Genomic DNA, 19,443 nt, shown 5'->3' on the forward strand with positions numbered 1-19,443 from the left:
ACGAATTCAGGTACCGATGACAACCTTGATTGACGCGCCTCCCAGCGACGCTGACGCGCTCCTACCGTCCAAGAAGAAAGCGGCGGGGGGAGGGCTGGGCCAGTACATCCTGGTCCGCTTCCTGCTGATCTTCCCAACCATCCTCATCCTCGTCACCATGGTGTTCTTCCTCATGCGGATCACCGGTGACCCCATCACCGCAGCCATGGGCGGACGCCTGCCACCTGACCAACTGCAGGAGCGCATCCATGCCGCCGGTTACGACCGGCCGCTCCTGGTGCAGTACTTCGAATACCTGGGCCAACTGGCAACGGGCAACTTCGGCACAACACTCTCCGACAACCGCCAGGTCACCGAAATGCTGACCACGTACGGAGCGGCCACGCTGGAACTGTCCATCAACGCGCTCATCGTCGCCTTGCTGGTGGGCATTCCGCTGGGCATGGTTGCCGCCCACCGGCGCGACCACCTGCCTGACGCCGTGCTGCGGATCCTGGCGATCCTGTTCTACGCCACCCCGGTCTTCTTCGCCGGCATGCTCCTCAAACTGGTGTTCTCAGTGTGGCTGCACTGGCTCCCGGTGGCCGGCCGGGCAGGAACCAGGACCGAGCTGTCCCTGACCGCGCTGGAGGCGCCCACAGGCATCTACTGGCTGGATGCCCTGCGGAGCGGCAACATGGCGGCGTTCAGCGACGTGATGTCGCACGCGGTCCTTCCCGCGCTTGCGTTGGGCCTGCTGACGGCTGGGATCTTCCTTCGGCTGGTCCGGACCAACGTCATCGGCACCCTTGGCAAGGACTACGTCGAGGCTGGCCGCTCCCGCGGCGTCAGCGAGTTCAGGCTGGTCACCAAGCATGCATACAAGCCGGCGCTGATCCCGATCATCACGGTCATGGGCCTGCAGATCGCTGTGATGCTTGGCGGGGCCGTACTCACCGAAACCACTTTTGAGTGGAAGGGCCTGGGGTTCCAGCTGGCCAATTACCTCACGGCGCGCGACTTCGTGGCCGTCCAGGGCATCGTGGTGCTGCTGGCCGTCATCGTCGCCGTCACCAACTTCATCGTGGACATCGTTGCCGCGCTGATCGACCCCCGCGTGAGGTACTGACATGACTGCCGAGACCACCCTGGAACCCGTCGCCAACCCGCGGGCGGCCTTCTTCCGGCGGCTGCCGGTTGTGTCACACTTCAACAAGAGCGTCGGCCTGCAGCGTTTCATGCTGGTCGTGGGACTTGTCCTCACCGGCATCTTCCTGCTGACGGCGTTGGCCGCACCACTGCTCGCCCCCTATGGCTTTGCCCAGCTTTCGGACGCCGAGGGCAATTTCCCCACCCAGCAGGAGCCGGGCGGCAAGCACCTCCTCGGCACCACGGTGGGCGGGTATGACGTCCTTTCCCGTGTCATTTGGGGTACCCAGACGGCGCTGTTGGTCATCATCGTGGCCGTGATCCTGTCCATCTTCGCGGGCGTCATCCTCGGCCTGGTCAGCGGCTACATCGGCGGCTGGCTGGACCGCATCCTCGTGGTGGTGGCGGACGCGATCTACGCTTTCCCCTCGCTGCTGGTGGCAATCGTCATGGCCATCGTCATCAGCGGCGGCCAGTCCAGCCTGCTGGGCGGCATCCTGGCGGCAGCCATTTCCATCACGGTGGTGTTCATCCCGCAGTACTTCAGGGTGATCCGCGCGGAGACCATCAGGCTGAAGGCGGAACCATTCGTCGAGTCCGCCAAAGTGGTGGGCGCCTCGAACGTGCGCATCATGACCCGGCATATCTACCGCAATGCCACCCGCACGCTGCCGCTGATCTTCACCCTCAACGCCTCCGAAGCCATCCTGACCCTGGCAGGGCTGGGCTTCCTGGGCTTCGGCATCGAGCCGAGCTCAGCGGCGGAATGGGGCTTCGACCTCAACAAGGCGCTCGCAGACACCACCTCCGGCATTTGGTGGACTGGGCTCTTCCCCGGCCTCGCCATCGTGTGGACGGTCCTCGGGCTGACACTGGTGGGCGAGAGCATCAACGACCTGAACGATCCCCGCCTCCGCGGCCGCAAGCGGGCCACCCGCAAGACGGCAGCGTCCGCTGCACCGGCCGCTGCCGGACCTGGCACCGAAACAGAATCGAGCAACCCGTGAGCGAAAACCTTGGGTCCGTGTCCGACCGCCGGGAGCAGGACCGCAAGACGGTCCTCGATATCAACCACCTCCAGGTCACCTTCGCCACCGATGCCGGCGATGTCCGGGCCGTCAGGGACGTCAGCCTTGAGGTAAAGGCCGGCGAGGTGCTGGCCATCGTGGGGGAGTCGGGTTCCGGCAAGACGGTTACTGCCAAAACCATCCTGGGCCTCTTGCCGGAAACCGCCAGCAGTTCAGGGGCGGTGCTGATCAACGGCACCAATGTGATCAGCCTCAGCGCCGCGCGCCTGCGCCAGATCCGCGGCCGCGACGTCGCCATGGTGTTCCAGGAACCTTCCACCGCCCTGAACCCGGTGTTCACGGTGGGCTGGCAGATCGCCGAGGGTATCCGTGCCCATGCGGCGCGCGACGGCGGTGGGCGGGTGAGTGCCAAGGAAGCCAAGGCGCGGGCTGTCGAAGCCCTGCGCAAGGTGGGCATCCCGGACCCGGAGCACCGCGTCAACTACTACCCGCACCAGTTCTCCGGCGGTCAGAAGCAGCGCGTGGTGATCGCCGCAGCCCTGGCGCTGAATCCCGGGCTCATCGTCGCCGACGAACCGACCACCGCCCTGGACGTGACAGTCCAGGCAGAGATCCTGGAACTACTCCGGGACCTCCGGGACAAATACGGCACCTCGATCGTCCTGATCACCCACAACATGGGCGTCGTGGCGGACCTCGCGGACCGGGTGGTGGTGATGTACCAGGGCGATATCGTCGAGGAGGCTCCGGCACGGAAGCTTTTCGCCGAACCCAGGCAGGACTACACCCGCCGGCTTCTGGCCGCCGTGCCGCACCTCGGCCGCAACTCGGCGTCGGAGGGCCTGGCCCAACGGCCCCACCAGGATGAGGAAGTGCTGGTGGCGGCGGACAACCTGGTGATCGAGTACCCCGGCCGGCTGGGAACGCCCGCGTTCAAGGCCGTCGACGGGGTCAGCTTCACGTTGTCCAGGGGCGAGGTCTTTGGCCTGGTCGGGGAATCGGGATCCGGCAAGACCACCATCGGGCGGGCCATCGCGGGGCTGAACCGCACCACCGGCGGCAGCCTCAAGGTGCTTGGCTACGAGATGCTGAACCTGCGCGAACGCACGTTCAAGCCGCTGCGGAAGGACATCGGGTTCGTGTTCCAGGACCCGGCAGCGTCGTTCAACCCGCAGCTGACCATCGGGGAGTGCATCGCCGAGCCCATGCTGATCCACACCCGGCCAAGCGACGCGCAGGCGCGCAAGCGCGTGGGTGAGCTGCTCGAATCAGTGCAGCTGCCGGCGTCGTATGCGGGGAGATACCCGCACGAACTGTCCGGCGGCCAGCGGCAGCGGGCATCCCTGGCCCGGGCGCTCAGCCTGAATCCGCGCCTGCTGATAGCGGATGAGCCGACGTCGGCCCTCGACGTTTCCGTGCAGGCGAAAGTCCTGGAGCTGTTCAAGGACATCCAGGAGGAGTTCGGGTTCGGCTGCCTGTTCATCAGCCACGACCTTGCCGTAGTGGACATTCTTTCGTCCTGGGTCGGGGTGCTGTACAAGGGGAAACTGGTGGAACAGGGGATCGGCAGCCAGGTCATGGGCAACCCGCAGCATGACTACACGCGCCGCCTGATCGCTTCGCTTCCTGTTCCGGATCCGGCTGAGCAGGCAAAGCGGCGCGAAGAGCACCGCGCCCTGCTGGGCATCTGAGCGGGGGCCGGTGCCGGCAGGCCGCCGGCACTGGCCCTTAACACCCGCGTCGGTTCCGGCCGCTCCCATAGACTGGGACCATGACGCAGCACAACCTCAGCTCACCCGGTCCTGACGATTTCGATCCCTCCGCCAGTTCCCTGGCCGGCCAGGTGGACAATTCGGTGATGGCTGAACTGCTGTCCATCCGTTCGAGCATCGACAATATCGACGCCACGCTGGTCTACCTGCTGGCGGAGCGTTTCAAGGCCACCCAAAAGGTGGGCTTCCTCAAGGCTGCCCACCGGTTGCCGGCGGGCGATCCCGGACGGGAAGCGGCCCAGATCGCCCGCCTGCGGCGTCTGGCTGAGGACGCGCACCTGGACCCGGCGTTCGCGGAAAAGTTCCTGAATTTCATCATCGGCGAGGTCATCCGCCACCACGAGGCCATCGCCGAGGACCACCAGGCTGCGTCCGGACCGCAGGCTTCCGCACTGAGGTGAGCGGGGCAGAGCAACAGCGCGGCAGCGGGACGCCTTCGGCGGTGGCCCGCCCGCCAAAGGAAGTGACAGCCACCGGACTGGGCCCGTGGCCCGGCGAGGACCCGTCGGAAGCCGCCCGGATCATCAGGGGTGAGCTGGGCAGTCCACACCTGCCGTTCCTCGCCGAGTTGCCGGACCGCGGCGTCGGGTCCGACGCCGTGGGCCGCACCGCCTCGCTGCTCGAGGAACTGGCGGCCGACGTCCAACCCTACGGCTGGCGGCTTGTCGACCGCCCCGGCAAGGACATCCGGAGGGCAGCTTCCGCCCTCGCCACGGACATCAACGTCCTGGCCGACGTAGCCGGCGCGGAGGAGTCTTCGGCTACAGAACTCAAAGTCCAGTTGGTGGGGCCGCTCAGCCTCGCGGCGGCCCTGCACCTGCACAACGGTGAGCGCGCGGTGGTGGATTATGGTGCCCGCAGGGACCTCGCAGCGTCCCTCGCAGAAGGGGTGGGCAGCTATCTCGCCCGGGTTTCGGCGGCGGTGCCGGGGGCGCGGCTGGCGGTCCAGATGGACGAACCGGATATCGCCGCGGTGCTGGCCGGGGCCATACCCACCGCCAGCGGCTACCGCACGCTTAGGGCTGTTCCGGCGTCGGAGGCGCGTGAATCCTGGCGCGTGGTCCTGGATGCGCTGCGCGCGGCCGGCGCGTCGGAAATAGTGGTTTCGGTTCCCGAAATAGAGGCGCCGTTCGAGCAGATCCTGGCGGCGGGGGCTGACGGGATCGCGGTGCCGCTCAAGGGCCTGACCAACCGCCAGTGGGAGCAGCTGGCCGGGGCGGCTGAGGCCGGGAAACGTGTTTGGGCCGGCGCCCTGGATATTTCCGGCAGCGCGCTGCCCAAGGTGGCCGAGTGCGTGGACTCCGTGTGGCGCCCCTGGCGCCAGCTGGGCCTTCCCGCCTCTTTGCTGGCTGCGGTCCGGGTGACACCTTCGGCGGGGCTGGCCGACTACACCCCGGCGCAGGCCACCGCAGTCCTGGGCAGGCTCACCCAGGTGGCCGACGCCCTGAACCAACGCGCGCTGGGGTAGGGGCTCAGACCCTGTTTTCCCAGCGGTCCGGCTGGGCGTAGCGCGGCAGGAAGCTGTGGGCGGAACTGCCGCCGGTGTAGGGGCGGAGCCTGTAGTCGAAGGCCCCGGCGTATACCAGGACCAGGCCGATCTGGGGCTGGATCACCTTGACCTGGATGCGGTGCCTTCCACTGCTGCCCTCGGCCGGATCCCACCATTGTTCGGCGTAGGCCTTCGCGTCCAGTGCCGGCGGAAGGGGAATCCGGAGCGGGCCGAGGAAGAGCCTGGAAGCCTCCGAAACGCCTCGGAGCCTTCCTTCCGGGGTGACGCTGAGGTTCAGGTCCGTAACCAGGCGACGGTACCGGCCAACGTAGTCCACCAGCTGGGTGGCGGCGCCGCGGCTCGTGGCGCTGGTGGTGTCCTGGAACAGCCGGGTGCGTCCGGGGAAACGGATCTCCCGCCGGGCGGTCAGGCTGGAACGGCCGAACGGATCCTGGTGTGCGTGGTTTTCGATCCGGAACGGAACGTTTTCACCGTACTCGGGGAAAAAGGCTTCTTCGCCCCCGGTGAGCCGCAGCAGGGGGCGGAGCCAGCGCTGGCGGCACCCCACGACGTCGAATGTCCCTTCCCCTACCCCGTACTGCCCCGAGCCCGGCGCGAGGGAGAAGTACTCCTGCAGCTCGGGCTGCAGGCGGGCGAACTCCGTGCCGAGTGCCTGCTGGTAGATCGGGGTGTTCACGGAGGACCTCCTGCTGGTGTCGATGCGTGGCTGCTGCGTCCGGTTTCACAATCTACCGGCAGCCTTGAGCTTGATGTACATGTCTGCCAGACGGGGCGGCAACTGGTGGGGTTCGGCATCCACCACCTCCACGCCGCGCCGCCGCAGTTCCGCGGTCACGGCAGCCCGTTGGAGAAGGGCGCGCTCGGCGGCGGCCGCGCGGTAGACCCCCGTGGCATCGTCGCGTTCCCGCAGCATGGTTCCAAGCTGCGGGTCGCGCACGGCCGCGACCACTACGCTGTGCTGGCTGGCGAGGCGCTCCGCCGCTGGCAGCAGACCTTCCTCGGGTGCCCCGCCGTCGAGCGTTGTCAGCAGGACCACCAGGGACCGGTGCGGGGAAACGGCCCGGACCTGGGCCGGGAGCGCAGGCCAGTCCATCTCGATGAGCTCGGGTTCCAACGGCGCCATGGCCTGGACCAGCCGGCCCAGGAGATTTCCCTGCCCCGCGGAACCCGCCCGCGCCCGGACCCGCCGGTCAAAGGCCACGAGGTCCACCCGGTCGCCGCCCCTTTCGGCCAGGACCCCCAGCAGGAGCGCCGCCTCCATCCCGGTGTCCAGACGGGTTTCGTCGCCGATCCTTGCTGCCGACGTACGGGACGTGTCCAGGACCATCACCACCCGGCGGTCCCGCTCGGGCCGCCACGTCCGCACCACCACGGCGGAGCGCCGGGCGGTGGCCCGCCAGTCAATGGAGCGGACATCGTCACCCCGGACGTAATCCCGCAGCGAATCGAACTCGGTGCCGGCGCCGCGGATCTGGACGGCGGCCTTTCCGTCGAGTTCGCGCAGTTGACGGAGCTTCGAGGGCAGGTGCCGGCGGGAGTGGAAGGGCGGCAGTACCCGCAGCGAGCCGGGGCACCCGATAGTGCGCTGGCGGGCCGCCACACCCAGGGGTCCGAAGGAGCGGAACGTCACATGGGGTGTTTTGAGGTCACCGCGGCGGACGGGACGGAGAAGGATCGCCAGCCGCCGGCTTTCGCCCGCCGGGACGTCAATGGCCTGGACCGGATTCTGCGCTCCGGCGGAGGGCTGCCAGCCGTCCCGGAGGGTTCCCTGCAGCCTCCGGTTGCCGTTGTTGCGAATGGTCAGCACGGCCTCGGCCATGTTGTTGAGTGTCACGTTTGCAGGTTCGGCGCGCATCACCTCGACTTGCCGGGGAGTCCCGGCGAGGAGTACGTCCGTGCACAGCAGGACCAGGAGCACCGCGCCCACCGCCAGGACCGTTGGCCACCCCGGGAACAGGAGGACCGGAAGCAGTCCGAGCGCCACCAGCGCCACGAAGCGTCCTGAGACGGCCATCAGCGCGGGACGGGGACGGTTGCCAGGATGCTGCCCAGGACATCATCCACGCGGACGCCGTCCATCTGAGCCTCGGGCTGGAGTGCAACGCGGTGCCGCAGGCAAGGCAAAGCCATGGCCTTGACGTCGTCCGGAGTGACGAAAGTGCGTCCGGAAAGCCATGCCCAGGACCGTGAAGTGTTCAGGAGGGCGGTGGCACCGCGCGGCGACACGCCCAGCAGGAAGGACGGTGCGGCCCGCGTGGCGCGGACAAGGTCAACGATGTAGCCCACGATTTCCGGATCGACCGCCACGCCCGCCACGGCCTCCCGTGCACGCGCCAGGTCCTCCGCGCCGGCGACGGCCCGGACTCCAGCCGCCTGCAGGTCCCGGGGATCGAATCCAGCCGCGTGGCGACGGATGACCTCGATCTCGTCGTGGCGTCCGGGCAGGGGCATGGTGAGCTTGAGCAGGAACCGGTCCAGCTGGGCCTCGGGCAGGGGATAGGTTCCCTCGTACTCCACGGGGTTCTGGGTCGCCGCCACGAGGAACGGTGACGGGAGCCGGAGGGATTGTCCGTCGACGGAGACCTGGCGCTCCTCCATGGCCTCCAGCAGCGAGGCCTGTGTCTTGGGCGGTGTGCGGTTGATTTCGTCTGCCAGCAGGAGGTTGGTGAACACCGGTCCTTCCCGGAAGCTGAAATCGGAAGTACGGGAGTCGTACACCAATGAGCCGGTGACGTCGCCAGGCATGAGGTCCGGGGTGAACTGCACCCGCTTGGTGTCGAGGCTCAGCGCCGCGGACAGCGCCCGGACCAGGAGTGTCTTGGCCACGCCCGGGACGCCTTCCAGCAGCACGTGTCCCTGCGAGAGGAGGGCAATCAGCAGGCCGGTGATCGTCCCGTCCTGCCCCACAACCGCTTTTGCCACCTCGCGGCGGACGTCCAGCAGGGCCTGCCGGGCGGCATCGTCAGTCAATGTGCGCTCGTCGTCGGAGGGGTTGAGGACCGTGGGGCCGCTGCTGTGTTCGCTCATTGGGTGGTGACCTCTTTCTCCAGATTGTCCAGGGCCTGGGACCAAGCGACCAGCCGGGCCTCGGTTTGAGGGTGTTCATTGACCAGCGCTGCGATGCCGGCCGCGTCGCGGCCCAGCACCGCCGCTGCCGCCGCGATGGTTTCCGCTGCAGTGGCACCAGGGCCAAGCCCGAGGCTGCCGGCAAGCCGCGTCAGCAGCCCTGCCCGCAGGTTGTCGCGGGCCTGGCCGATGGCGTGCGAATCGTGGTAGAGCCGGGCGCGTCCCTCGGCCGTCTCCACCGCCTTGACCACCACGGGCAGCGGCTCGAAAACCAGCGGCCCGTTGCGGCGGCCGCGCCAGGCGATGGCCGCAGCCGCGACCACGAGGAGCCAGGGGCCAAGGAACCGGGCCCAGTCCGGGGCGAGGTCATCCAGCGATGTGCCGCCGCCGTCCGCCGCCACGTCCTGCAGGGTTGGCAGGTACCAGACGAGGTCCGGTGAGCTGCCGAGCAGCCTGAGGGCGAGAGCCGCGTTTCCCGCCTCATCCAGCTTGTCGTTGCCCAGGACGGCCGTGCTGCCCACAACCGTGATGCGTCCGTCAGCGCTGGTAGCAAGAAGCCCGGCGGCACTGCCACCCGGCCGGTAGCAGGTGGTGCCGCCGTCGTACACAAAACCCCCTGCGCCCGTGACCTGCCCGGCAGCCTCCGCCTCCGGCAGGATGCAACCAGGCTCCAGGACCGGAAAGGCCTCAGGGACCACGCCTGCCTGGCGGATCCCGGAGTCCAGCGCGGTCAGCGTGTTCAGCCGGGGCGTGACGACTACCACCCGGTCCGCGCGCTCCATCAGCGCCTCCAGCTGCGGGCCGTCCAGGACTCCGTTCCGGTCATACAGCAGCAGGGTGGAACCCTGCCGCAGCACGGCAAGGGCGCCTTCCAGCCTCTCCGGAGTGTGGACGTCAACGCCGTGCTGCCGCAGGATCACGCCCAGGGCCTTGGCTCCATCAGGGCCCGCGTTGCTGACGGAGAGGGGAACGCTGTCTCCCTTGGGGGCCAGTTGCGTCCCGACGGCCAGCGCCAGGGCGGCAGCCACCACGGCCGCGCCCGCAGCGAGGGTGCGATGGCGACGGACCCAGTGTCGCCGCCTGCCTCCCGGTGCAGGCGCACCCTGGGGGCCCGTGCCCGCGTCCCGAGGGTCCGTGCCGGCGGAGCCGTTGCTGGTGGAAAGAATGCCGGTCATGGCATTCGCACCGCGTTGGCGCCGGGGGAGCGGGCGGGCCTGCTGGCCTCGAGCGCCGCATCCAGGTCGGCCATGGCCTGGTAGTCGGCAGCGCCGGCAGCCCGGTTCCCGTACCGGATCACGTCGAACATCGCCGCCGCCAGTTCCAGGCGCCGGGCCTCGGCGGGGAAGGGCAGGGACAGTGCCCGTGCCGCTTCGTCAGCAGTCAGGCCTGGTTGCGGGTCCAGGATGGCACGGTCTTCAGCGTTGCGGACCAGGGCCCGGAAACGGTCGACGACGGCGTCCCCCCACTTTCCGGAGGCCGCTGCGGCTTCCGCGCGCGCCCGGTAGTCGGCGGCATGGACGGCAACGTCCCCTTCGAATACCTCCGTGGGGCGGCGGGCCCGGGCGTTCAGGCGCGGACGTGCCAGGATCACGGCGGCGATGATAATGGCGGCAATGACGATGGCTATGGCGGCGCCGGGCACCTGCGCGGCGTCGCCCGTGGAGCCCCCGTCCAGGGACCGCAGCCACTCCAGGAAGTTCCGCCAGAGCGTCCCAAGCCAGGAAGGGGCAGCGTCCCGGTACTCCGGTTTGGCCAGTTCCTCCGCGGCCCACCGCCTGGCTTCATCCGCGGAGGGCAGCACCGGCGGCTCAGCGCCCATCCGGCCATCCGCGTGCCGCAGTTCCATAGCCCGGGTAGGCCCCGGCCGCGCCCGGCACGACACCCCTGCCCGGAACGCCCGGATCAGCGCCTGACTCGTGCTGGCGCAGCAGCGCGATGTCCAGCCCGTCCTTGCGCATCCGCAGGTCCAGGTACAGCAAGGCCATGACGGACGTCTGGAAGGCGTAGCCCACCGCACCGGCCAGTGCCCCAAACACGGCTGTGAGCACGCCTGCCGCGACGGCCACGGTTGCTTCCTGTCCACTGCCGCCATGCGGCGAGACGACACTCGTCAGGAAACTGGCCAGGAAGGTCACCGGGATCAGGACCACCTGGCTGATGACTCCCACGAGGACGCTCACCACCGCCGTGATTCCGAAGATGCGCCACCAGTTGGCCCGGGTGAGTTCCCAGGAACGCCGGAGTCCGGCGAAGGCGCCGAGTTCTTCGACGACGACGGCGGCAGGCGCCACCATGAATTTGACCGCCACCCAGGCGAACAGCAGCACGAAGCCGAAAAACACCGGGATGGCCAGCAGCAGGCCCATCCCGCGCACGTTGGAGAGCAGGAGGGCGGTGGCCACCGCCAGGAGCAGGACCGCCAGCACTCCGGCCGCCATCAGCAGCGCAGCCAGCCGGACCAGCGCTCCGGTCCTTGAGCGCGCCAACTGCCACATCAGGCGGAAACCCGTGCGCCGGTCCAGGACCGCCCTGGCCACGGGCACCACCATGGCGCCCTGGAGGACGACCGAGACGAAGACCGACAGGACGGAAAACAGGACGACGGCGGCAACAAACCCGATGCCGACCGAGGCCACGTCCGCGGGAGTGGCGGTTTCGGCCCGGGCCTCGATGGAACCGGCCGAGGCCGCCGTGGCCGTGGTAACGACTGCCGCGAGGATGGCGGCCAGGGACTGTGCCAGGAGGGCCGCGCCGAGGATTGCCTTGGCGTTGCGCCGGATGGCCTGGAACGCTCCGTCCAGGATTTCGCCGAACAGGAGGGGGCGCAGCGGGACAATTCCTGGTTTGGGCGGGGCGGCGTAGCGCGGCTGGCCGTAGGGGGAGCCGCCGTACGTGGGCCGCTCGTAAGGGGAGCCTGGCTGGGGGTATCCGGGGTAGTGGGGGCCGGCGGCCGGGTAGCCGTTGTATGCAGGGCCGCCGTTGGCGGAAGGGGCGGGGTAGGGAGTGTCCCGGTCCCCGTACCGACCGGGCGGCTGCTGCCAGGGGGACGGCTGCTGCCAGGGGGACGGCTGCTGCCAGGGAGAGGGCTGCTGCCAGCCTGCTGGTTGTCCGCCTGCCGGCCGTCCGCCTGCCGGCGGCGCCCATGGCTGCTGCCAGGCCGGCGGTACCGGGCCGATGCCGCCCGAAGGTGCGGCCCCGCCGTCGTCCTCTTCCCGGGCCGGCTGGTCCCGCGTGGGCTCCGCGGCGCCGGACTCCTGTGGTGACACTGATTCCTCCCCCATACCAGTCCGCGTGCTGCACCGCGATTCCCGCTGCAAAGGTGGGCGCGGGCCGCGCGAGGCATGCCCCAAGACTATAGTTCCGCCGTCGGACGTCCTAGTGCCCCGCCATGCCGGAAGCCGCTGAACAGGACAAAGCCATCCTGATAAGGGAATATATAACTATGAAGGCACGCATTCTGGTGGTTGATGATGACGAAGCGCTGGCCGAGATGATTGGAATTGTCCTCCGCAACGACGGCTTTGAGCCGGTGTTTTGTGCGGACGGCGCAAAGGCGCTCGACGTCTTCAGGTCATCCAGGCCGGACCTTGTGCTGCTCGATCTAATGCTTCCCGGCATGGACGGCATCGAGGTCTGCCGGCAGGTCCGCGCCGAGTCGGATGTTCCCATCGTGATGCTGACTGCCAAGTCGGACACCTCCGACGTCGTCCGCGGCCTGGAATCCGGCGCTGACGACTACGTGCCCAAACCCTTCAAACCTGCAGAACTGGTGGCGCGGGTGCGCGCGCGCCTCCGCCCCGGGGACCAGAAGGCACCCGAGACGCTCAAGATCGCGGACATCACCATCGACGTCGCCGGGCACACCGTCAGCAGGGGCAATGAGCGGATCTCGCTGACTCCGCTGGAATTCGACCTCCTTGTGGCGCTTGCCCGCAAACCGTGGCAGGTCTTCACCCGGGAACTGTTGCTTGAACAGGTCTGGGGCTACCGCCATGCTGCCGACACCCGGCTGGTCAACGTCCATGTGCAGCGGCTGCGCTCCAAAATCGAGCAGGACCCGGAAGCTCCGGAAGTCGTATTGACGGTGCGTGGTGTCGGCTACAAAGCAGGGGTCTGAGCCCGTCGGGCACGACGGGGGAGCGGACCGTTCCGCCCCCACGCCTGCAAGCACTCCGGATGCCGCGCCGCAGCCTTCCGTGGACGCTGAACGGCAGGACACGCGCGATGCCGGCGAGGGCAACGAAGCATTGACACCGGAAGCGCGCACGGTGGCATTCCGGGCCCGCATCTGGCAGCGCAGGGCCGTGATCGTGTCCTTGCGCGTGGCAAGGCTGGTCCGGATGGGCGTCCGGCGGTTCCTTCCCGGCCTGAGGTACCTCGGGCGGGCGCTGCAGAAACGCTGGCGCCGCTCGCTGCAGTTCCGCACCGTCCTGACCACGCTGATGCTGGCCGTGACGTCATTCGCCGTGGTGGGTGCCTACCTGTCGAACCAGATTGCCAACAACCTGTTCCAGGAGCGGCTGACCCAGGCCGAGTCCGAGACCCGCTACAACGTCAAGCAGGTGCAGGAAACGTTCGACGGCGCCCAGGTCACCGACCAGTCCAGCGTCATCACCCTGGTGTATGACACGCTGAACGCCGTCGAGGGGCGGGGATCGGTGATCCAGCGCCGGTACGTCTTCGAGGCGATGCCGGAGCAGACCAAGCCCCGGAACAGGTGGGTGGAGTCACGCGCTTCGGACCAACTGACCGTCAGCGTCATCCCCCCGGAACTGCGCAAAGCCGTGCAGCAGTCCGGAAAGGACCAGTACTGGGCCTCCACCGTCATTCCCGTGGGCACCGAGGACCGGCCGGGCATCGCCGTGGGGAACAAGGTGACCTTCAACGGCACGGTCTACGAGCTGTACCTCATTTATGACCTCAACACCGCGCAGCAGACGCTCAACGAAATCCAGAGCGTGCTCTGGGCGGGCGGGGCGGTGCTGGTCCTGCTGATCGGCGCCGTCGCCTGGTACGTGACCCGCAACGTGGTCAGTCCTGTCAGCCACGCGGCCATGGTGTCGGAGAAACTCGCAGCCGGCCAACTGCAGGAGCGCATGGTGGTCCGCGGTGAGGATGAAGTGGCACGCCTGGGCGCCTCCTTCAACCACATGGCGGCCAGCCTCCAGGAGCAGATCACGCAGCTGGCGACCCTTTCGCAGATGCAGCAGCGCTTCGTGTCCGACGTCTCGCACGAACTGCGGACGCCGCTGACCACCGTCCGGATGGCGGCCGAGGTGCTGTACGACGCCCGGGACGATTTCGACCCCATCAACAGGCGCTCCGCTGAACTGCTCTACAACCAGGTTGAACGGTTCCAGTCCCTCCTCTCGGACCTGCTGGAAATCAGCCGCTTCGATGCCGGCGTGGCCGTGCTCGACGCCGAGCCCGAGGACCTCATCCAGCTGGTTGCCCATGTGATTGAGGGTGCTGCGCCGGTGGCGGCGGAGTACGGCTCCGAAATCGTCCTCAGCGCGCCCGAAGGTGCCATCATCGTGGAAATGGATGCGCGCCGGATCGACCGGATCCTGCGGAACCTGATCCTGAACGCGGTGGAGCACGGCGAAGGGAAACCGGTTGCCGTCACGGTGGCGGCAAACGAAACTGCCGTGGGAGTGGCTGTCAGGGACCACGGCATAGGGATGGAACCGGCGGAGGCCGCGCGGGTCTTCGACAGGTTCTGGCGCGCGGACCCTGCCCGCGCCCGCACTACCGGTGGCAGCGGCCTGGGGCTCTCGATCGCCATGGAAGACACCAAGCTGCACCACGGCTGGCTGCAGGCCTGGGGCAGGAAAGGCAATGGCGCGAACTTCCGCCTGACCCTTCCCCTGCGGCAGGAGGAGGAGATCGTGGAGTCGCCGGTCCAGCTCGAACCGCGGGACGCCGTGATACCGGGAACGCCGGGCAACATCCCTGCCGAACAGAACTACAGCAACATGCTGGTGCTGGATCCTGGCGGCCCCCGGCCCGGCCCCGCGCCCGCACCGAAGGAGACACCATGACAGGCAGCCCCCGGGCGAAGTCCGCGGCTGCCCTGCTGGCGCTGCTGATGGTCCTTCTGGCCGGCTGTGCCCGGATCCCGACGTCGGGCCCGGTGGGAAAAAGCAGCGAGAGCAGCGCGGGCAACGTCAGCGCCCCGGTATTCCTGCCGGCAGCGCCGCAGCCGGGTGCCTCGCCGGAGACCATCATCGACTACTTTTACCGGGCCGGCAGCGGCTACGAGGATGACTACGCCGTCGCGCGCCAGTACCTGACGCAGGCATCGGCGGTGTCGTGGAAACCGGACAAGCGGGCTTTGGTGTATCGGGAAGCGAGGGTTGTGCCGACGGACAAGGAGAACGTCTACAACTACGAACTCGATGTCTCCTACATGGTGGACGCCGACGGCATCGCCACCCAGTCGCCCCCGGGAACCGTGGAACGGATCCCGGTGACCGTGAGCCAGGTGGACGGGGAGTGGCGGATCTCCGCGATCCCGGACGGAACGGCCATCGCGGAAGAAACCTTCAAGGTCATCTACGGCGCCTACCCGATCTACTTCTACGACCCCACCTTCACCTACGCCATCCCCGATGTCCGGTGGTTCCTGAAGAACAAGACCGTCAAGGCAATGACCAGTGCCCTGCTCGCCGGGCCTGCGCCCTACTTGCGTGGTGCGGTGGCCAGCGCGTTTCCGTCAGGCATCAAGCTCGCCCGTGAATCGGTGCCGGTGGTCTCCGGGGCGGCGCAGGTCGACCTGACGGCCAAGGAACTGATGGAGACATCAGCAGAAGACCGGCTCCGCATGCAGATGCAGTTGACCCTGACCTTCCGCAGCCAGCCCGACGTCGTGAACGTCGAGCTTCGTGCCAACCAGGACCTGGTCCGCGTCGAGGACAACGGAGCAGTCCTTCCCCCGGTGCTTGACAAGACCGTACCGTCACGCCAGATCGCCATCAGCGGCAACGAGCTGGTGCGCTACGAAAACAACCGTGTCTCCCCATTGCCGGACATGCAGCCGGTATCCACCCTCAGCCCCCGATATCCGGCCGAATCCCCGGTCTCCCAGACCGCGGCCTTCCTCAATGACGGCAGGACCACCCTCTACAGCATCGCCCCCGGCCAGCCCGCGCGCGCACTGACCACCAGGAGCACCCTGAGCAGGCCGTCCTTCAGCATCAACGACTGGGTATGGACGGCCGGTCCAGGTGCTACAGGCGCCACCGAAGTGGTGGCCTTCCATCCCACCGGAGTAGCCGAAGGGTCCGCCGTTCCGTCCGTCACCTTGGCGCCGTCCTGGCTTGCCGGCCGGACGGTCAGGGAATTCCGGGTATCCCGCGACGGTGTCCGGGCGCTGGTCATCTCGGAACAGAACGGCAAATCCAAGGTCCAGGTTGCGGGGATCATCCGGGCCGGAGACGGTACGCCGCGCGAACTGACCAACCCCGTCTCCCTGCCATCCACCACTGACCCCGACCAAGGGGTGTGGGTCAGCAGCACCACAGTCGTGGTGATGAAGGGCTCTGCCGGTTCCAACGTCACGCCGGAACTGCTGTCCCTGGCATCGGGCCAGCCGCAGCAGCTGGCCGCCTGGCCCGGGCTCGTGGCCATCAGCGCAGGCAACGGTGCCGATGACATCTATGCGCAGTCCGGCGAAGGCATCTTCCAGCGGCTCGGCAACGGGTGGTCGCCGCAAATCAAGGGACCGATCGATCCCGCCTTCCCCGGCTGAGGCCAGGGTTGTCCACATAGTGCCGGGCAGGCCTACTCCCGGAAACCCGTGATGCCCCAAGGTGGAGGGGTGGACAGGATAACGGCCGGCGGTACCGCGGACGCCCGGCGGAGGGGCCCGTCCAGGCTGGATCCCGATCTTCTCCCGCCGCCGTCCTCGCCGGCAAAGCATCGCCAGGACCAGCAGGCTGCGGTGCTGCGGGCCGTTGACTGGATCACCGGGGCTGCCGGGGACCTCCTCGCCCTCGCTGCTCCCGTCGACTGCGTGTGCTGCGGAGCCGAGGACCGGCACCTGTGCGCAACCTGCGCCGGCCGCATCCGGCAGACCACCAGGCACCCCTTCCGGGCGGAGGGCGGGGCTCCGGCCCTGATGGACGTCAGCGGAACGGTCCTGCTGCCGGTCGTGGCCGCAGGCGTCTACCGCGACGAGTTGGCCCAGGGCCTGCTGTCGTTCAAGCGGAACGGCCAATACCAGCTGGGATGCAGCCTTGGCCGTGCCCTTGCCGAGGCGGTAAGGGCTGCGGCCGGGGGTAGCGGGGGATTCCTCCTTGTCCCTGTCCCCACCAGCACGGGAGCCTACCTCAGCCGCGGGTTCAGTCCTGTCCACCTGCTCCTCAGGGAGACCGCACGGCGGCTTCCCGGGCTCCGGGTGGCAGACTGCCTTGGCAAGGCACGGCCATCGGTCCTGCAGCTGCCGGGAGGCCAGAAGGGCCTTGGCCGCGGTGCCCGCACACAGCGGGTCCGGGGCTCCATGAAGGTCAGGCCGAGGGCGCGCGCAAGGGTGGCGGGCCGCCACTGCATCATCATCGACGACGTCCTGACCACAGGTGCCACCGTCGGGGAAGCGGCCCGCGCACTGCACGCGGCAGGGGCAGTGGTGAGGGGCGCCGTCGTGCTTGCGGCGACGCGGGCGCCCGATTCACGCATGTCCGGAGGGGCAGCCGTGCCGTCCGTGCCGGCACCCAGGACTTAGAAAAAAATAAACCGGGAAAGGATGAATAACGGGTGGCTATGAACTAACGTCGGTGGTGGGTACCAAGACAGAATGTACCTTTCGATGGCGGCTCGGAGAGGGGCTCGACTGTCAGACAGCCCGGCCCAGGGAAGTGCCGCCGTCGTGTCACCGAAGTCATTTGGAGGGCACCATGGAGTTTATGATCAGCGGACGAAATCTGACAGTTTCAGACCGGTTCCGCGAATATGCCGGGGAAAAGATCGCCAAGATCGAATCGCTGGGCGACAAGGTCCAGCGGGTCGACGCGAAGGTCTCCAAGGAGACAAATGCCCGGCAGACCGGCGACCAGCTCACCGTTGAGGTGACAGTCCTGGGCCGTGGGCCTGTAATCCGCGCCGAAGCGAGCGCCGCAGACAAATTTGCCGCCTTTGACCTCGCATACAACAAACTGCTTGAACGGCTCCGCCGGGCAAAGGACCGGAAGAAGGTCCACCACGGACGCCACACGCCGAAAGCCGTCCGCGAAGCTACCGCCTCGCTGGAACCAGCCAGTGCCCACGAGCCGCTCTACCTTGAGGCCAACCACCACAGCGATGCCGCAGCGCCCACGGAAGAAAAGACCCCTTACGACATCGAAAACGATATCCCGGCCGGCAAGTCTCCTGTCCTCATCCGGCGCAAGGTCTTTCCCGCGGCGTCCATGACACTTGATGATGCCGTCGACAACATGGAGCTCGTCGGCCACGATTTCTACCTTTTCGTAGACAAGGAGACCAACACGCCCTCGGTCGTGTACCGGCGCCGCGGGTGGACGTACGGGGTGATCACGCTGGACCATGAATGCGAGCCCGGCGACACCGTCGTGGAGGAAAAGGTCCTTGCCTACCGCTCCGACGACACGCCCGCCAAGGTTTAGGGTGGTTTGACCGACAGAGAGGACTGAAGTGCCGGCATCGCTGAGCCTCAACCAGGCACGGCGGATCGCACTGGCAGCACAGGGACTCCATAAGGGACGGCCCACCGGCCCCGTGACAGCACGGACGGTGGGCCGTACCTTTGCCCGGCTCCAGTTGGTCCAGATCGACTCCGTCAACGTCCTGGTCCGAAGCCACTTCCTGCCCTTCTACTCCCGGCTTGGCGACTATGACCGCACCATCCTGGAACGCATGTCCGGCAGCCATCCGCGCCGCATGCTGGAGTACTGGGCCCATGAAGCCAGCTACATCCGACCGGAGCACTACCAGGACCTGCTCCTCTGGCAGAGGCGGGCCTGGGTGGGGGCCTCCCGTATGGACCCAGAGGTGCGCAGCGCTGTTGCGGCCAAAATCCTGGCCACGCTTGCCCGTTCCCGGCCCATGACCGCGGCCGAGCTGACGGCCCGGATTGGCCATGTCGAGGAAAGACAAACCGACAACTGGGGGTGGAACTGGAACACGGTCAAGAGGGTTTTGGAGCACCTTTTCGAAGAAGGAGTGGTCTCGGCGGCCTCCAGGACCGGGCAGTTCGAGCGGCGCTACGCGCTGACTGCGAAGGTCCTCCCGCAGATGCAGATGCTGCCGGCCGGCGAGGCGGACCCATCGGCGGCGCTGCACCGGTTGACGGAGGCGGCGGCCAGGGCGCACGGTATTGGAAGCATCCGGTGCTTCGCCGACTACTTCCGCACGCCGGTCAAAGCGACGGCGCTGTCCGTGGAACATTTGGTGAAGCAGGGGAGGCTGGAGCCGGTCACGGTGTCCGGCTGGGGCAGGGACGTGTTCCGACACGTGGAGGCGGCCACGCCCCGGCGCGCTGCAGGCCGGGCCCTGCTCAGCCCCTTTGACTCCCTGGTTTTCGAACGCCGCCGGCTGTGGGAACTGTTCGGCTTCCATTACAGGATTGAGATCTACACCCCGGAACACAAGCGGCGCTTTGGCTACTACGTCCTGCCCTTCCTCCTGCGGGACGAGCTGGTGGCACGCGTCGACCTGAAGGCCGATCGGCCTGTGGGCCGGCTGCTGGTGAAATCCGCCTACGCCGAGCCGGACGCCCCGGCGGACACCGCCGTCGAACTTGCCGCCGAGCTGGCGTTGATGGCCGGGTGGCTCGGCCTGCCGGAGATCGACGTGGCACCCGCCGGGGACCTGGCCGCCGCGTTGATGCACGAGCTCCGGCGTCTTTGAGCCGTATCGCTGTTAGGGAAAACGGGCGCCGCCCCGGTGTCTCTCCCGTAGACTGAACACGCCAGAATTCGGCGGC

Annotated in this window: 17 protein-coding genes; 11 read left to right on the plus strand and 6 right to left on the minus strand. The window is 67.9% G+C overall.

Annotated features, from left to right (window positions below; all coding sequences use genetic code 11):
• Window positions 1-16 precede the first annotated feature (16 nt).
• The 5 genes from AC2JAJ_RS14880 to AC2JAJ_RS14900 all read left to right on the plus strand — a co-directional run bounded on the left by AC2JAJ_RS14880 (window position 17) and on the right by AC2JAJ_RS14900 (window position 5,396).
• Window positions 17-1,108 carry an ABC transporter permease gene (locus AC2JAJ_RS14880; protein ID WP_221386663.1) on the plus strand — a complete coding sequence of 364 codons (1,092 nt, stop codon included), beginning with the start codon at window positions 17-19 and terminating at the stop codon, window positions 1,106-1,108.
• A 1-nt stretch (window position 1,109) separates the two neighbouring features.
• On the plus strand, window positions 1,110-2,135 hold the full coding sequence (locus tag AC2JAJ_RS14885) for an ABC transporter permease (protein ID WP_486415329.1): 1,026 nt from the start codon (window positions 1,110-1,112) through the stop codon (window positions 2,133-2,135).
• Window positions 2,132-3,847 (plus strand): ABC transporter ATP-binding protein, encoded by a 1,716-nt coding sequence (locus tag AC2JAJ_RS14890; RefSeq protein ID WP_486415328.1) that lies wholly within the window; start codon window positions 2,132-2,134, stop codon window positions 3,845-3,847. The genes AC2JAJ_RS14885 and AC2JAJ_RS14890 overlap by 4 nt, the downstream gene beginning before the upstream one ends.
• 80 nt (window positions 3,848-3,927) lie before the next feature.
• Window positions 3,928-4,329 carry a chorismate mutase gene (locus AC2JAJ_RS14895; RefSeq protein ID WP_221386666.1) on the plus strand — a complete coding sequence of 134 codons (402 nt, stop codon included), beginning with the start codon at window positions 3,928-3,930 and terminating at the stop codon, window positions 4,327-4,329.
• Between the two features lie 62 nt (window positions 4,330-4,391).
• Window positions 4,392-5,396, plus strand: coding sequence for a uroporphyrinogen decarboxylase/cobalamine-independent methonine synthase family protein (locus AC2JAJ_RS14900; protein WP_486415327.1), 1,005 nt, complete (start codon window positions 4,392-4,394; stop codon window positions 5,394-5,396).
• Window positions 5,397-5,400: 4 nt separating this feature from the next.
• Here AC2JAJ_RS14900 and AC2JAJ_RS14905 read toward each other — a convergent pair whose 3' ends face one another.
• Genes AC2JAJ_RS14905 through AC2JAJ_RS14930 form a run of 6 tightly spaced genes read right to left on the minus strand, consistent with a single transcriptional unit; the run spans window position 5,401 to window position 11,770 of the window.
• Window positions 5,401-6,114: a DUF4166 domain-containing protein gene (locus tag AC2JAJ_RS14905; protein ID WP_486415326.1), complete on the minus strand. Its 714-nt coding sequence runs from the start codon at window positions 6,112-6,114 to the stop codon at window positions 5,401-5,403.
• A 45-nt stretch (window positions 6,115-6,159) separates the two neighbouring features.
• Window positions 6,160-7,452 (minus strand): DUF58 domain-containing protein, encoded by a 1,293-nt coding sequence (locus tag AC2JAJ_RS14910; protein WP_486415325.1) that lies wholly within the window; start codon window positions 7,450-7,452, stop codon window positions 6,160-6,162.
• A complete protein-coding gene (locus AC2JAJ_RS14915; protein ID WP_486415324.1) occupies window positions 7,452-8,465 on the minus strand; it encodes an AAA family ATPase in 1,014 nt (337 codons plus the stop codon). The genes AC2JAJ_RS14910 and AC2JAJ_RS14915 overlap by 1 nt, the downstream gene beginning before the upstream one ends.
• The gene (locus AC2JAJ_RS14920; protein ID WP_486415323.1) at window positions 8,462-9,679 is read right to left on the minus strand and encodes a DUF4350 domain-containing protein; all 1,218 of its coding nucleotides are present in this window, start codon (window positions 9,677-9,679) and stop codon (window positions 8,462-8,464) included. Before AC2JAJ_RS14920 ends, AC2JAJ_RS14915 begins: the two co-directional genes overlap by 4 nt.
• Window positions 9,676-10,323: a DUF4129 domain-containing protein gene (locus tag AC2JAJ_RS14925; RefSeq protein WP_501053176.1), complete on the minus strand. Its 648-nt coding sequence runs from the start codon at window positions 10,321-10,323 to the stop codon at window positions 9,676-9,678. The genes AC2JAJ_RS14920 and AC2JAJ_RS14925 overlap by 4 nt, the downstream gene beginning before the upstream one ends.
• On the minus strand, window positions 10,313-11,770 hold the full coding sequence (locus AC2JAJ_RS14930; RefSeq protein ID WP_486415320.1) for a DUF7847 domain-containing protein: 1,458 nt from the start codon (window positions 11,768-11,770) through the stop codon (window positions 10,313-10,315). Before AC2JAJ_RS14930 ends, AC2JAJ_RS14925 begins: the two co-directional genes overlap by 11 nt.
• A gap of 176 nt (window positions 11,771-11,946) precedes the next feature.
• Here AC2JAJ_RS14930 and mtrA point away from each other — a divergent pair, with 176 nt between their 5' ends.
• From mtrA to AC2JAJ_RS14960, 6 genes are all read left to right on the plus strand, one after another.
• Window positions 11,947-12,621 carry an MtrAB system response regulator MtrA gene (gene mtrA / locus AC2JAJ_RS14935; protein ID WP_454485031.1) on the plus strand — a complete coding sequence of 225 codons (675 nt, stop codon included), beginning with the start codon at window positions 11,947-11,949 and terminating at the stop codon, window positions 12,619-12,621.
• Window positions 12,593-14,545, plus strand: coding sequence for an MtrAB system histidine kinase MtrB (gene mtrB / locus AC2JAJ_RS14940; RefSeq protein WP_486415319.1), 1,953 nt, complete (start codon window positions 12,593-12,595; stop codon window positions 14,543-14,545). Before mtrA ends, mtrB begins: the two co-directional genes overlap by 29 nt.
• Complete coding sequence (locus AC2JAJ_RS14945; RefSeq protein ID WP_501053177.1) at window positions 14,542-16,254, plus strand: LpqB family beta-propeller domain-containing protein; 1,713 nt, start codon at window positions 14,542-14,544, stop codon at window positions 16,252-16,254. The genes mtrB and AC2JAJ_RS14945 overlap by 4 nt, the downstream gene beginning before the upstream one ends.
• Before the next feature lie 69 nt (window positions 16,255-16,323).
• Window positions 16,324-17,226, plus strand: coding sequence for a ComF family protein (locus tag AC2JAJ_RS14950; protein ID WP_486415318.1), 903 nt, complete (start codon window positions 16,324-16,326; stop codon window positions 17,224-17,226).
• 172 nt (window positions 17,227-17,398) lie between these two features.
• Window positions 17,399-18,124, plus strand: coding sequence for a ribosome hibernation-promoting factor, HPF/YfiA family (gene hpf / locus AC2JAJ_RS14955; RefSeq protein ID WP_486415317.1), 726 nt, complete (start codon window positions 17,399-17,401; stop codon window positions 18,122-18,124).
• Window positions 18,125-18,152: 28 nt separating this feature from the next.
• The gene (locus tag AC2JAJ_RS14960; protein ID WP_486415316.1) at window positions 18,153-19,367 is read left to right on the plus strand and encodes a winged helix-turn-helix domain-containing protein; all 1,215 of its coding nucleotides are present in this window, start codon (window positions 18,153-18,155) and stop codon (window positions 19,365-19,367) included.
• Window positions 19,368-19,443 lie beyond the last annotated feature (76 nt).

Source organism: Arthrobacter sp. MOO21, from assembly GCF_057369995.2.

Bases quoted from the DNA above. Each gene is read 5' to 3' on its own strand.
- AC2JAJ_RS14880 (WP_221386663.1), top strand. From the start codon at position 17: ATGACAACCTTGATTGACGCGCCTCCCAGCGACGCTGACGCGCTCCTA.
- AC2JAJ_RS14885 (WP_486415329.1), top strand. From the start codon at position 1,110: ATGACTGCCGAGACCACCCTGGAACCCGTCGCCAACCCGCGGGCGGCC.
- AC2JAJ_RS14895 (WP_221386666.1), top strand. From the start codon at position 3,928: ATGACGCAGCACAACCTCAGCTCACCCGGTCCTGACGATTTCGATCCC.
- AC2JAJ_RS14910 (WP_486415325.1), bottom strand. From the start codon at position 7,452: ATGGCCGTCTCAGGACGCTTCGTGGCGCTGGTGGCGCTCGGACTGCTT.
- AC2JAJ_RS14915 (WP_486415324.1), bottom strand. From the start codon at position 8,465: ATGAGCGAACACAGCAGCGGCCCCACGGTCCTCAACCCCTCCGACGAC.
- AC2JAJ_RS14920 (WP_486415323.1), bottom strand. From the start codon at position 9,679: ATGACCGGCATTCTTTCCACCAGCAACGGCTCCGCCGGCACGGACCCT.
- AC2JAJ_RS14925 (WP_501053176.1), bottom strand. From the start codon at position 10,323: ATGGGCGCTGAGCCGCCGGTGCTGCCCTCCGCGGATGAAGCCAGGCGG.
- mtrA (WP_454485031.1), top strand. From the start codon at position 11,947: ATGAAGGCACGCATTCTGGTGGTTGATGATGACGAAGCGCTGGCCGAG.
- AC2JAJ_RS14945 (WP_501053177.1), top strand. From the start codon at position 14,542: ATGACAGGCAGCCCCCGGGCGAAGTCCGCGGCTGCCCTGCTGGCGCTG.
- hpf (WP_486415317.1), top strand. From the start codon at position 17,399: ATGGAGTTTATGATCAGCGGACGAAATCTGACAGTTTCAGACCGGTTC.